The following is a 12,417-nucleotide window of genomic DNA, read 5'->3' on the forward strand; positions in this document are numbered from 1 at the left end:
TCCAAAATGATCGTGCGCTGTCTATTCCCGCCATAGAGTAAAGTGTACTTTCTGGTCAATTCCTAATCGTAGTGGGTGACTGCCATGCCGACTGCTCCTATTGCCGTGACCGTGCCAATTCCAGCCTTAACGATCGCCCCGGCCAGGGTGACACGCGGTTGGGGTGCGATCGCCCAGGCAGGAGCAGAACTGGCCCGGTTGGGCAAGCGCCCCCTGATCATCGGGGGCGATCGCTCCCTTGCGGCCCTGCTCCCCCCTTTGCAACCGATCCTGGAGCAAATCGGGGCCAAATCGACCAGCGCCAATTATTTGCCCGATTGCTGTGAAAGCAGCCTGGAACGCCTGCGTGTGGCGGCCAAGGCCCATCGAGCGGACTACATCATCGGCACCGGCGGCGGCAAGGCCCTGGATGCGGCCAAACTGGTGGCCCACCAACTGAAAATCCCGATCGCCACGATTCCCAGTTCCGGGGCCACTTGCGCCGCCTGGACAGCCCTCTCCAATGTTTATTCGGAAACGGGGGCGTTTCTCTACGATGTGACGCTTGATCGCTGCCCCGATTTGCTGATTTTGGATTATCAACTGGTGCTGACGGCCCCGACTCGCACCCTGGTGGCGGGTATTGGTGACGCGATCGCCAAGTGGTACGAAGCCGCCATCAGCAGCGGTCGCTCCGAGCAAACCACGATCGTCGCCGCCGTCCAATCGGCCCGAGTGCTGCGGGATTTGTTGCTGCAAAAATCCGCTGAGGCGATCGCCCAACCCGGTGGCCCCCTCTGGCAAGAGGTCGTCGATGCGTCCGTGCTGATGGCCGGCGTGATTGGCGGTTTGGGCGGGGCCCAATGTCGCACCGTGGCCGCCCACGCGATCCACAACGGCCTCACCCACATTCACGCCAGTCACGGCACGCTGCATGGCGAAAAGGTCGCCCTCGGGATTTTGGCCCAACTGCGGCTCGAAGAAATGATCCAAGGCAGCCAACTGGCCGCCGCTGCCCGGGCCCAGTTGCTGAGTTTTTATGAGGCGATCGGGTTGCCGCGTTGCCTGGAAGACCTGGGCCTTGGACAAATGACGCTTCAGGATTTGAAACAGGCCGCAGAGCTGGCCTGCCATGAGCGATCGGATATTCATCACCTGCCCTTCCCCGTGAGTGCCGACCAAGTGATGGCGGCCCTGGTGTCAACCCTCGCCCCCTGCCGCAGCAGCTTCAGCCCCGATGGCGGGCCGATCGCCGCGGCCCCCATCTACCACGGAGAGGAGGTCACTCAGCCATGAAAATTCAACCCGCCGATCGCCTGCGTGTTTTGCCGCAATACGTTTTTGCCCGCCTGGACGAACTGAAAGCCAACGCCCGCCAACAGGGCCTCGACCTGATCGATCTGGGCATGGGCAACCCCGACGGGCCCGCCCCCGCCCCGGTGATTGCCGCCGCCAAGGAAGCCCTCGACGATCCCAACGGCCACGGCTACCCACCCTTTGAGGGCAAAGCCAGCTTTCGGGAAGCGATCACGACTTGGTATGAGCGGCGCTATGGCGTGAAGCTCAGTTCCGACAGCGAAGCTCTGCCCCTGCTGGGTTCCAAAGAAGGACTCACCCACTTGGCGCTGGCCTACATCAACCCCGGCGATACGATCCTCGTGCCCAGCCCCGCCTATCCGCCCCACTTCCGGGGGCCGCTGCTGGCCGGAGCGAACCTACACACGATCGTCCTGAAGGCCGAGCAAGACTGGCTGATTGACTTTGGTTCGATTCCCGAAGACGTGGCCGATCGCGCCAAGATCCTCTACTTCAACTATCCCAGCAACCCCACCGCCGCCACGGCTCCGCGCGAGTTTTACGAAGAGGCGGTGGCCTTTGCCCGCAAGCACGAGATTTTGCTAGTTCACGATCTCTGTTATGCGGAACTGGCCTTCGATGGCTACCAGCCCACCAGCCTGCTGGAAATTCCCGGCGCGAAGGAGATTGGCGTGGAATTCCACACCCTCTCGAAGACCTACAACATGGCGGGCTGGCGGGTCGGCTTTGTGGTGGGCAACTCGGAGATTGTGCAGGGTCTACGCACCCTGAAAACCAACCTGGACTACGGCATCTTTGCGGCGCTGCAAAAGGCGGCGGAAACGGCCCTGTCGATGCCCGACAGCTACCTGACGGAGGTGCAAACCCGCTATCGATCGCGCCGGGATTTCCTGGTGGAGCGGTTTAACCAGTTGGGTTGGTCGCTCAAACCCACCCGCGCCACGATGTATTTGTGGGTTCCCTGCCCGCCGGGATTGACTTCCACGGATTTTGCGCTGTCGGTGTTGGAGCAAACGGGCGTGGTGTTTACGCCGGGGAATGCCTTCGGCCCCGGGGGTGAGGGCTATGTGCGGGTGAGCTTGATTTGTGATTTGCCCCGGTTGGGTGAAGCGCTCGATCGCCTGGCTGCGGCTGGTATCCACTACGACATGGCGGCCGCGACGGTCTAGGGGCGATCGTCTAATCACCGGAAACCCGGATCCCACTGTTAGCAGATCGTTGGGCAGCAAGGGGCTTAAGCCCCTTGTTACGACGATTGGGGAATGGCGAGTGCTAGTAGATACTGCACTGACCAGTTTTTATCGTTCCCACGTTGAATGTGGGAACGATGGGAAAAACCGTAGTTCACGAGGCGATCAGCTGAATCTGGCGCTGCACTATCGCCGGGTATGAGTTTTTCGATCCATCAAACCGTCAATATGGTAGCTGATATCACAATTTACAAAGCCCCACAACCAGGAAAGGGCGATCGCCTCCTCAAGATTGGCTTCACTGATATTGATTTCCCAGAGAATCCCCCTTATGCAGATGGTTGTTGCTACTTTGCTGGGCCGAACGATCGCAGCATTGCTGAAGAATTTCACCAAAGCTACCAGGAAGGTATTTTAGAAGTCACACTCGACGAACAGAGTTATCAACAAACCCTCAAACCGCTAGAGTGTCGATACGATGAAATAGAGGGACAGGATCGCATCGAAGTTGTTGTTCCTCAGCGATTATTCCCTTGGCTGAACCAATTTCCACGTCAGTTAAAGCCGGAGTAAGTTTCATGACTACCACTACCTCGATCGAGCCATCAGAAGCCCTCAGCGATCGCTACCCCCTAGGTCAACTGGTCATTGGTACTGTTGAGCACCACGCTCCCTTCGGTATTTTTCTAAACATTAATCATCCTACTGCTAAAGGCTTAATTAAACTGCCTGATTTTCTCGATCAAGGCATCATGAAGCCCGCCATGTATCCACCCATTGGCGCAAAAGTTGGAGCGATCGTCGTAGGCTACAACGAGAGCAACCAACGTGAAGTTTATCTAAGTGCTCGCCCTACAGTGCTCCATCAAGCCCTTGTCCCGCTCAATCTAAAGTAGCGAGGCAATCGCAACCATCATTCCCACGCAGAGCATGGGAATGATGAGATGGCTAGCTTCCGGAAATTGGAGCGAATCTTTTCACTTCGGTTTCGAGGCGATCGCGTAGGGTTTGTTTCAGGATCTCCAGATCGTAGTGAATTTGGAGGTTCAGCCAAAACCGTTCGGAAAGACCAAAGTAGCGCGACAATCGCAGACCCACTTCGGGCGAAATCGATCGCTTCCCCCGTACGATCGCCCCAATCATCCGCACCGAAATCCCCGTTTCCGCAGCCAGCTTGGTATAGGAAATCTTCAGTGGTCGCAAAAATTCCGCTAGCAAAATTTCGCCGGGATGAATGGGGCTTTGTTGATCAATTTCCATCAGGTCTCGTGCGACTGCGAATCAATTTTGGCGAGCTGTTCGGTTGCCCATTCGCGCAAGAGATCGTCGGGGTCGTTGGCAGCACGATCGCGTAACAGATCAATCACCTGCGGATTCTTAGGCGCAATTTCTAACAATCCTTCAAGGGCTGTTTGACGCGGGTTTCTTTCATATTTCCGATGTTCGCTATCTGAACGCTGAAACGGATCTTGGGTGGTGATTTCGCAAAGCAAGTTGAATGTGTCCGGGTCGTCTTTCCAGCCCTGAGCCAACGCCTGCACCGCTGCTTGCCGCACATACTCGCTCTCATCTGATCGCGCGCGGTCTTTGAGCAAGGGCAAGGTGTCGGGGTCGTCTTTCCAGCCCTGAGCCAACGCCTCCACCGCTGCTTGCCGCACATCATTGTCCTCATCCGATCGCGCGCGGTCTTTGAGCAAGGGCAAGGTGTCGGGGTCGTCTTTCCAGCCCTGAGCCAACGCCTCCACCGCTGCTTGCCGCACAGCCCAGTTCTCATCCGATCGCGCGCGGTCTTTGAGCAAGGGCAAGGTGTCGGGGTCGTCTTTCCAGCCCTGAGCCAACGCCTCCGCCGCTGCTCGCCGCACATCATTGTCCTCATCCGATCGCGCGCGGTCTTTGAGCCAGGGCAAGGTGTCGGGGTGGTCTTTCCAGCCCTGAGCCAACGCCTCCACCGCTGCTTGCCGCACATCATTGTCCTCATCCGATCGCGCGCGGTCTTTGAGCCAGGGCAAGGTGTCGGGGTCGTCTTTCCAGCCCTGAGCCAACGCCTCCACCGCTGCTTGCCGTACAAACAAGTTCTCATCCGATCGCGCGCGGTCTTTGAGCCAGGGCAAGGTGTCAGGGTCGTCTTTCCAGCCCTGAGCCAACGCCCACACCACTGCTCGCCGCACAGCCCCGTCCTCATCCGATCGCGCGCGGTCTTTGAGCAAGGGCAAGGTGGCCGGGTCGTCTTTCCAGCCCTGTGCCAACGCCTCCACCGCTGCTCGCCGCACATCATTGTCCTCATCCGATCGCGCGCGGTCTTTGAGCATGGGCAAGGTGTCGGGGTCGTCTTTCCAGCCCTGTGCTAACGCCTCCACCGCTGCTACCCGCACAGCCCAGTTCTCATCCGATCGCGCGCGGTCTTTGAGCATGGGCAAGGTGTCGGGGTCGTCTTTCCAGCCCTGTGCCAACGCCGCCACCGCTGCTACCCGCACAGCCCAGTTCTCATCCGATCGCGCGCGGTCTTTGAGCATGGGCAAGGTGTCGGGGTCGTCTTTCCATCTCTGGGCAACGATCACCACTGCAAAGATAGGAAAATAGGATCGATTGGTTAACTCTATGAGCGATTCAAACCAAGGTCGGAGATCATCAGTATGTTGCCAACCTTCTGCAATTCGACTCAGTAAACCTTCGGCTGCTTCCCGCTGAAAGCGTTGATCATTTCGTTCGTTCGTTTCGGCTTGCAAGCAGTGCAACAGATTTACAAAAACAGGCTCATTGAGATTTGGTTTGCGAATTTCGATTAAGCAATCAGCAGCCAACAGTAGGTTGACAATGGCTTCTTTGGTTAAGCGCTCATCTTTTAAGCATTGCTGCCGATCAACCTTTACAGACAGCAAAAACTCGATGATTTGCTCCACAAATTTTTGATCTAACTCCGACGCAATCAGCCGTAACACCTCATGCCACGACTCCTCCGCCCAATGCTTGCCAAACGTCTCCGCAATTAACGCCTCAATCGTCAGAGTTTGTGTTTCCTTAAAATCCCAAAGAAACGAAGCCGCACAGAAATATTCCAAAAAGGTGCGATGCACAAAGGCATAGAGACCCGGCCCCACCAAACAAAGAATGAAATTGCGCTCCCGCAGTTGGCGGATCAGGCGCTTGGCGATCGCCCCCGCATTGTCCCGATCATTAGTTTTCAAATAATCGCGAAATTCCCGCTCCAAATCTTCCTCGCGAATCAGGTTGCCGCGCAATCCATCCGGGCTGTCTTGCATCACCCGCGCCACCCGCCGCAACATCGCTTGCTTATCCCGAAAATCTAGGGCCGCCGTCGCCAGTTCGGGATCGCTTTCGAGCGCCCGTTCCACATCCCATTGATGCAACAAAACCCGCGCCGCTTGCTCATATAACAAAAAGCGATCGCGCGGCAATTCCTGATGCAAATTCAAGATCGCCATCATCGTCAGCAACAATGGATTCCCGGCTAACTCGCGGATTTGCTTCGATTGTTGAACCGCACGAGTCAGGCGATCGCGCCGCAATTGCAAAAATTGCTCGTCCTTGCGTTTCACCAGTTGATGCCACTGGCCAATGAATTGATTGATTTGGGTTTCGTCCAAATCTTGCAACAAGAAATGGCGAAATTCTGCACCGCTGAGATCGTAGGGTTTGTAGCCGATCACGCGGGAAGTAACGACGATTTTGGCTTGGGGATATTGTTCCGCGAGGCGAGCAATTTCCACCGTGATCGCCTGTCGTTCAGCCGGTTCAAAAACCTCATCCAAACCATCCAAAAACAGCCAAGCACGGCCCGTTTTCAGCCGCTGATCGATCGCCGATCGCGACAAATGGGCACAAAAACTGCCGGTTTCCATGAAGTCCAACAACGTGCCGCAGCGGCCATCCTGCCGATCGCTGGCATATTGCTGCAACTCCACCAATAACGGCACGATCGCCCCGTCCAACTCAGCGGGCGATCGGGTGAAGCCCTGCTCAAAGACCTCTTCTTCAGCCCAATCCAACGCCAGGTAACGCAACAGGGTAGACTTGCCCGCCCCCGGATCGCCCAAAATCACCAAATGCCGATCGTCCGGGCGATCGCTGCGAATCCGTTCCAGAACCGGGCGCGGCGTTTGGTCTAAATAGCTCTGGCGCAAGCGTTCGAGGCGCTGGAGATCGCGATCGGGTTCCTCCTCACCCAGGGCCGCCAGCCATTCCTTGGGTAGCTCCGCCTGCTGGGGCAAATAGTCCCGACATTCCCGCGCCGACGGCTCCACAAACACCGACCAGAGCCGCAACCGATCGTCCTCATAGGCCCGATCGTCCAGGGAAGTCAGGTTCAGATGGCTGTAGCGATCGCGCAGTCGCTCGGCATAGGCGGCCAAGTCGCAGCCCACCGCCGGCCCGAGTCGATCGGCCAGCAAATCCGCCGTGGCCTGTTGCCCCTCCAGCAGTTGGGCCGTCAGCTCAAATTGAGCGATCGCCCGCAACTCAGCCGACTCGCGGACGATCGCTTGCACCGCCGATCGATATGCCGCCGCCACCGCCGACCAGTCGAACCCCTCCGGCAGCGATCGCACCCCCAGCTCATCCCACAACTCCGCCAGGGCGATCGGGTCGGGGGTTTCCTGCCGCAAGTTCAGCGCCGTTCCCAGCAGGGCCGACCCCTCGCGACTTCTGATGAAGGTTTTAAGGGGATTAACGTAAGCATCGGGAGCACAACCCAGGCGATCAAATTCTTGCTCCATGGCCGCCACAAAAGACTTGAGCGATCGGATCACGGTGCGCCCTTGAGCGGTGAACGGCAACCGCTGCCAATTGCTGATGATCAAGTCATCCTTGACGAAATCCTTCAGCAGATCTTGAGCAATGTCTTGGGAAAAGCTGCCGAGCCATTCCCACAAAGGCTTCATGGCCGGACTGGTGACTACATGAACCAATCCCCACAGCTCAATCATCATGGCTCACTGCCTTGCTCGATTATGGGTGGTTGAATGACCTGGCCAACCCTCTCACCTCCGCCACGGCCGATTCGGTTGGCTATGGCTCAAAATTAGCAAAGCACTAGCAATTATCAAAATGAAAGTCATCAATAAAAATCATCAAAATAAAGAGCACGCAAAGGGTGCGTACTCTTAAAATCATCTCAAAAATTCCTGCAACGTTGTCCCAAATTCACCACCCAAAGGGGAGATGCGATCGAGACTCCCGGCAAGACGACTTAGCCAACCAGCAAAGAAACGCCAATTGAACCAAGCCAACTTCAACCAACATCAGTAGCCCTGGCTTAGTAACCCAAGCCCATGCTGCGGGTGGTTTCGCCGCCCAGATAAACACGGATGCTCAAGAAGTCGGTGGGGCAAGCGGTTTCGCAACGCTTGCAACCCACGCAATCCTCAGTGCGGGGCGAGGAAGCAATCTGAGCGGCTTTGCAGCCATCCCAGGGAACCATCTCCAGCACGTCGGTGGGGCAAGCGCGCACGCATTGGGTGCAGCCAATGCAGGTATCGTAAATTTTTACCGAATGAGACATTGAAGCAATACTCCCTTCGATTCCTTGGTTTGAAGTAAACGGCGATCGTGCCGAGAATCCGTTGAAATCACCGTTCAGTGTATCTTGCGAGTTTTGGTGGCTTCCTTGAAGGTTGCAAAAATTTAAAGTTAGTAAACCAAGCTTGACGGCGGGGGCCGGTCATTGTGGGTCGTTTGGGGGGCGGTTCCCGCCGGGGTCGATCGCTCGTCTCAGGGGGCTGATGCCTAAGCCAGACCCAGCTTTTGGAGCATTGGGCGCGTGGAAACAATGTGGCGATCGAGGCCCAAATCACGCGGGGCCAGACCCAATGCCAGGCCAATTAGTTGCGGCAGATGCAGCACGGGGATGTTGAGCGATCGCCCGGTCACTTTTGCCACTTCCGGTTGTCGGGAATCGAGGTTGAGATGACACAGGGGACAGGGCGTGACCAGGCAGTCAGCTCCTGCGGCGATCGCCTCTGCAAGGTGGGTTCCCGCCAACTGGAAGGACGCATCGGTGGCATAGCTGGCCAGGGGCCAACCGCAGCATTGGGTGCGCCCACGGTAGTCGATCGCCCCTGCGCCCAGGGCCGCAAAAATTTGCTCCATCGATCGGGGGTTGTCGGCATTGTCGTAACGATTAAACGACTGGGCCCGCAGCAGATAGCAACCATAGAAGGCGGCGCAGTTGAGGCCGGCCAGGCGGCGGGTCACGCGCTGGGCGATCGCCTCAATGCCGTAATCGGCCACCAGGGCCCAGAGCAAATGCTTCACCTCCGTGGAACCTCGGTAGGGCAAGCAGCCCTGATCCGACAGCAGGCCATTCACCTGCTGGAAATAGTCCGGTTGTCGATCGCGGGCGGTTTTGAGTCGCTCATCCACATGACCGATCACCCCTTGGCAGGTGCTGCAATGGGTCAGCATCGGTAAGTCCAAGGCCTCGGCCAGGGCAATGTTGCGGGCATTGACCGTATCTTCGAGCAGTTGGGATTCTTCCTTGAACGTGCCTGACCCACAACAGGCGGCCGCCGTCAATTCCACCAGTTCAATGCCCAAAGCACGGGCGATCGCGGTGGTGGATTGGTGCAGTTCGCCACAGGCCCCCTTGGCCACACAGCCCGGGTAGTAGGCGTATTTCAACTTGCCCGATCGACCCTGTAGCGGCTGGCGATCGGGAAAAGAACCGGTCGATCGCGATGTCGTCGGTGTTCCACTTTGGGCAACAACCATCGTTCAAATTACTCCCAAGGGTTAATCAAGCGCCCATTCATTGCCAATCGTGGTCATTGCCGATCATGTCCACTGCCGAATCATGAGCCATCGATGCGTGGCAACCGAATCGTGGCAACCGAATCGTGGCAACTAAGGCATGGCAACCGAATCGTGGCAACTAAGTCATGGCGCTGTTATGGCGTTGATGGTTCTGAGTTTAAAGGGCGCGACTGGGATTTTGGGCAAATCTTTTGGATTCTGTTCCATTCTGAGCCAGTCGCTTGGTTTCAGCATCTGCGCCTTGATCCCGCTCCAGAACTCCTGCCCCGCCAAGTCAATCCAGGCCGCCCACCGCCTCGCATTGAGCTGTGGGGAGCAATCGCCCGTAGAATCTCACCCGCAACGGCCGCTTTCCGATAAGATGAAGGAATGCTTAGATGCGCCCTCATCGGTGACCCGTCTCGATGACCCTTGGTCGCGGTCTGGTTATCGTCATCTTCGAGCCAGCCGACTGCCTTGCTGCGGTCTATTCAGACGCAAGCCGACTGAGCCGGATGCACGGCCCGCCCGCTCACCTTCTCGATCGCAGCATTTTTAGAGTTTTCAATAGCTCAGATCTGTTGTCGGATCGATCATTGCACCCCCGTTGTGCGACGATAACCCTCACCCCGTCAGACTAGAACCTGGGCGGCTTGGGGGGCTGTCCAATAGGAGTCATCATGCAGGATCAAATTTTCGAAAAAGTTAAAAAAATCGTAGCCGATCAGCTCAGCGTTGAAGTTGAGAAAGTCGTACCGGCAGCTAGCTTTAGCAACGACCTGGGTGCAGACTCCCTGGACACCGTTGAGTTAGTCATGGCCCTCGAAGAAGAATTTGATATCGAAATTCCTGACGAAGCGGCTGAGAAAATCACCACCGTGCAAGAAGCGGTTGACTATATTCTTGCTCAACAATCTTAGTTATTGCAGCCCGATCGCCCACTGACGGCTCGTAGACCTCTCGTGCTGGGTTTGCAGACCTCCAGACTGTTATCACCATGACCAGTTCCAACCGCGTTGACACCCCTGTGGCAAGCGCTGCCGGTGCGGCCCCCGCTGACGAACCCCGTCGGCGCGTTGTCGTCACCGGTCTGGGCGCAATTACCCCCATTGGCAACACCCTCAGTGAATATTGGGATGGGCTAATGGCGGGGCGTAACGGCATTGGGCCGGTTACGCTGTTTGATGCCTCACGCCACGACTGCCGAATTGCCGGCGAACTGAAGGACTTTGATCCACTGCAATACATCGATCGCAAAGATGCCAAGCGAATGGATCGGTTCACGCAAATCGCGGTTTGTGCTAGTAAGCAAGCCGTTGCAGATGCCCAGTTCGTGATCAACGACCTGAACGCTGAGCAGGTTGGGGTGTTAATCGGAACCGGTATTGGGGGACTGAAGGTTCTCGAAGACCAGGTGGAAGTGCTACTCCATCGTGGGCCCGATCGATGCAGCCCCTTCATGATCCCCACCATGATTGCCAACATGGCCGCTGGCCTGACGGCAATCCAACTGGGGGCCAAGGGACCAAATTCTTGCACGGTGACAGCTTGCGCGGCGGGATCCAACTCAATCGGGGACGCATTCCGGCTCGTGCAGCGAGGCTATGCCCAGGCGATCGTGTGCGGCGGCTCAGAAGCAGCCATCACACCGCTGGGGATGGCCGGCTTCGCAGCCATGAAGGCCATGTCCACCCGCAATGATGATCCCGCCCGCGCCAGCCGTCCCTTTGACCAAGGACGCGACGGCTTCGTCATGGGCGAAGGAGCCGGGATTCTGTTGCTTGAAGAACTGGATCACGCCCTTAGCCGGGGAGCCAAAATTTACGCAGAAATCATTGGCTACGGGATGACCTGCGATGCACACCACATGACGGCTCCGGTTCCTGGCGGGGAAGGCGCAGCCCGAGCCATTCGCTTGGCCATGAAGGATGCAGGTATCACTCCTAACCAAGTGAACTACATCAACGCCCACGGAACCAGCACCCCCGCCAACGATTCCACTGAAACAGCGGCCATCAAGGCGGCTTTGGGTGAAGATGTGGCTCCCAGGGTGGCCATTAGCTCCACCAAGTCCATGACGGGACACCTATTGGGTGGTTCCGGTGGCATTGAAGCAGTAGCGACAGTGATGGCGCTCGTCCATGACAAGGTGCCACCGACCATTAACCTGGAAGATCCGGATCCGGCTTGTGATTTGGACTATGTGCCCAATGAAGCGCGGGAAATGCCGGTGGAAGTGGCCCTGTCGAATTCCTTTGGGTTTGGCGGCCACAATGTGACGCTCGCCTTCCGTAAATATCGCGGCTAGGATTTCTTGAAATTGCGATCGACTGGCATTCAAGAGAGTTAAAACTCAACTTGGCGCTGAATGAGGTGAAATCCGTAGGGGTGGGTTCTGGGAACCTGCCCCTATTGATTAGGGGGCGGTGAGCCTGTGGATTTGGCGACAGTAGCTATCAATTCATTCTGTCAAATTCGATCGAACAGGGCCCGATAAACCGGGAAGCCTTGATCCAAAACTGATTTTTCCCGTTCGGTGGGGATCGGTAACGGGTTTTGCACCAACCAAGGCAGGGCATGGGTGAGCCGAAAAGCCGCATGTTCGCAGAAGCGATCGCGCATTTCGATCGCCACTTCTTCGATGTCTGATTGCACAAAAACCTGCGCCCCCAAGGGTAAAAATTCTGCCAAATCCTTGACCAAGCTGGGTTGCACGACCCGGCGCTTTTGGTGGCGTTTTTTGAACCAAGGATCGGGAAATTGAATCGTTACCCGCTGCACGATTCCTGGGGGTAAGGATGCCAACAGCGGGCGGATTGATCGATTGGCATTGCAAGGCAAATACCGCACGTTCTCAAGGCCGCGCTCTTCGGCCCAGCGGTTGGCTTGATGCACCAAGGGTTCACGAATTTCGAGGCCCAAAAAGTTCCAGGTTGGCTCTTGGGCCCCCATGGCTAAGATGAAATGCCCCTTGGCACAGCCGATATCGAGATGAAGGGGTCGATCGAGTTGGTGAAACAGTTGCGACCAATTGGGGGGTTCGATCGCCCGATCATAATGGCGACTGAGGGGATTAACATGCTCACGAACACGCACCAAGGCCACGGGAGGGTTCCTCAACTCAAAACCTCCCGATCCTACCGCTTCAATTGAATGCGATCGCGATCGGGAGCAAGATTTTGGA

General features: G+C 56.9%; 11 protein-coding genes. 6 read left to right on the forward strand and 5 right to left on the reverse strand.

All coding sequences use genetic code 11. The annotated features are described in order from the left end of the window. The first annotated feature begins 84 nt into the window (after positions 1 to 84). From AC2IAX_RS08005 to AC2IAX_RS08020, 4 genes are all read left to right on the forward strand, one after another. A complete protein-coding gene (locus AC2IAX_RS08005) occupies positions 85 to 1,275 on the forward strand; it encodes an iron-containing alcohol dehydrogenase family protein (protein ID WP_494390084.1) in 1,191 nt (396 codons plus the stop codon). Next, positions 1,272 to 2,465 (forward strand): aspartate aminotransferase, encoded by a 1,194-nt coding sequence (locus tag AC2IAX_RS08010; protein ID WP_494390085.1) that lies wholly within the window; start codon positions 1,272 to 1,274, stop codon positions 2,463 to 2,465. The genes AC2IAX_RS08005 and AC2IAX_RS08010 overlap by 4 nt, the downstream gene beginning before the upstream one ends. Before the next feature lie 219 nt (positions 2,466 to 2,684). Continuing rightward, entirely contained in the window at positions 2,685 to 3,059 is a 375-nt protein-coding gene (locus AC2IAX_RS08015) for a hypothetical protein (protein ID WP_494390086.1), read from the forward strand. 5 nt (positions 3,060 to 3,064) lie between these two features. Beyond that, complete coding sequence (locus AC2IAX_RS08020; protein ID WP_494390087.1) at positions 3,065 to 3,382, forward strand: RNA-binding protein; 318 nt, start codon at positions 3,065 to 3,067, stop codon at positions 3,380 to 3,382. A gap of 52 nt (positions 3,383 to 3,434) precedes the next feature. Here AC2IAX_RS08020 and AC2IAX_RS08025 read toward each other — a convergent pair whose 3' ends face one another. The 4 genes from AC2IAX_RS08025 to AC2IAX_RS08040 all read right to left on the reverse strand — a co-directional run bounded on the left by AC2IAX_RS08025 (position 3,435) and on the right by AC2IAX_RS08040 (position 9,212). Next, positions 3,435 to 3,749 carry a HigA family addiction module antitoxin gene (locus tag AC2IAX_RS08025; protein ID WP_494390321.1) on the reverse strand — a complete coding sequence of 105 codons (315 nt, stop codon included), beginning with the start codon at positions 3,747 to 3,749 and terminating at the stop codon, positions 3,435 to 3,437. Then, positions 3,746 to 7,432, reverse strand: coding sequence for a HEAT repeat domain-containing protein (locus AC2IAX_RS08030; protein ID WP_494390088.1), 3,687 nt, complete (start codon positions 7,430 to 7,432; stop codon positions 3,746 to 3,748). The genes AC2IAX_RS08025 and AC2IAX_RS08030 overlap by 4 nt, the downstream gene beginning before the upstream one ends. Before the next feature lie 326 nt (positions 7,433 to 7,758). Beyond that, positions 7,759 to 8,004, reverse strand: coding sequence for a photosystem I iron-sulfur center protein PsaC (gene psaC / locus AC2IAX_RS08035; RefSeq protein WP_190354628.1), 246 nt, complete (start codon positions 8,002 to 8,004; stop codon positions 7,759 to 7,761). Positions 8,005 to 8,228: 224 nt separating this feature from the next. Further along, on the reverse strand, positions 8,229 to 9,212 hold the full coding sequence (locus AC2IAX_RS08040; RefSeq protein ID WP_494390089.1) for a CoB--CoM heterodisulfide reductase iron-sulfur subunit B family protein: 984 nt from the start codon (positions 9,210 to 9,212) through the stop codon (positions 8,229 to 8,231). A 698-nt stretch (positions 9,213 to 9,910) separates the two neighbouring features. Between AC2IAX_RS08040 and acpP the strand changes: the two genes are divergently transcribed. Both acpP and fabF read left to right on the forward strand, forming a co-directional pair. Beyond that, the gene (gene acpP / locus AC2IAX_RS08045; protein WP_494390322.1) at positions 9,911 to 10,153 is read left to right on the forward strand and encodes an acyl carrier protein; all 243 of its coding nucleotides are present in this window, start codon (positions 9,911 to 9,913) and stop codon (positions 10,151 to 10,153) included. Between the two features lie 77 nt (positions 10,154 to 10,230). Next, positions 10,231 to 11,541, forward strand: coding sequence for a beta-ketoacyl-ACP synthase II (fabF, locus tag AC2IAX_RS08050; protein ID WP_494390090.1), 1,311 nt, complete (start codon positions 10,231 to 10,233; stop codon positions 11,539 to 11,541). 161 nt (positions 11,542 to 11,702) lie between these two features. Here the strand turns inward: fabF and trmB are convergent, their stop codons facing one another. Further along, positions 11,703 to 12,338, reverse strand: coding sequence for a tRNA (guanosine(46)-N7)-methyltransferase TrmB (gene trmB, locus AC2IAX_RS08055; protein WP_494390323.1), 636 nt, complete (start codon positions 12,336 to 12,338; stop codon positions 11,703 to 11,705). Positions 12,339 to 12,417: the final 79 nt, after the last annotated feature.

It is taken from the genome of Limnothrix sp. HT2024 (assembly GCF_059138625.1).

Bases quoted from the DNA above. Each gene is read 5' to 3' on its own strand.
- psaC (WP_190354628.1), bottom strand. From the start codon at position 8,004: ATGTCTCATTCGGTAAAAATTTACGATACCTGCATTGGCTGCACCCAA.
- AC2IAX_RS08005 (WP_494390084.1), top strand. From the start codon at position 85: ATGCCGACTGCTCCTATTGCCGTGACCGTGCCAATTCCAGCCTTAACG.
- AC2IAX_RS08010 (WP_494390085.1), top strand. From the start codon at position 1,272: ATGAAAATTCAACCCGCCGATCGCCTGCGTGTTTTGCCGCAATACGTT.
- AC2IAX_RS08040 (WP_494390089.1), bottom strand. From the start codon at position 9,212: ATGGTTGTTGCCCAAAGTGGAACACCGACGACATCGCGATCGACCGGT.
- AC2IAX_RS08030 (WP_494390088.1), bottom strand. From the start codon at position 7,432: ATGATGATTGAGCTGTGGGGATTGGTTCATGTAGTCACCAGTCCGGCC.
- AC2IAX_RS08015 (WP_494390086.1), top strand. From the start codon at position 2,685: ATGAGTTTTTCGATCCATCAAACCGTCAATATGGTAGCTGATATCACA.
- fabF (WP_494390090.1), top strand. From the start codon at position 10,231: ATGACCAGTTCCAACCGCGTTGACACCCCTGTGGCAAGCGCTGCCGGT.
- AC2IAX_RS08020 (WP_494390087.1), top strand. From the start codon at position 3,065: ATGACTACCACTACCTCGATCGAGCCATCAGAAGCCCTCAGCGATCGC.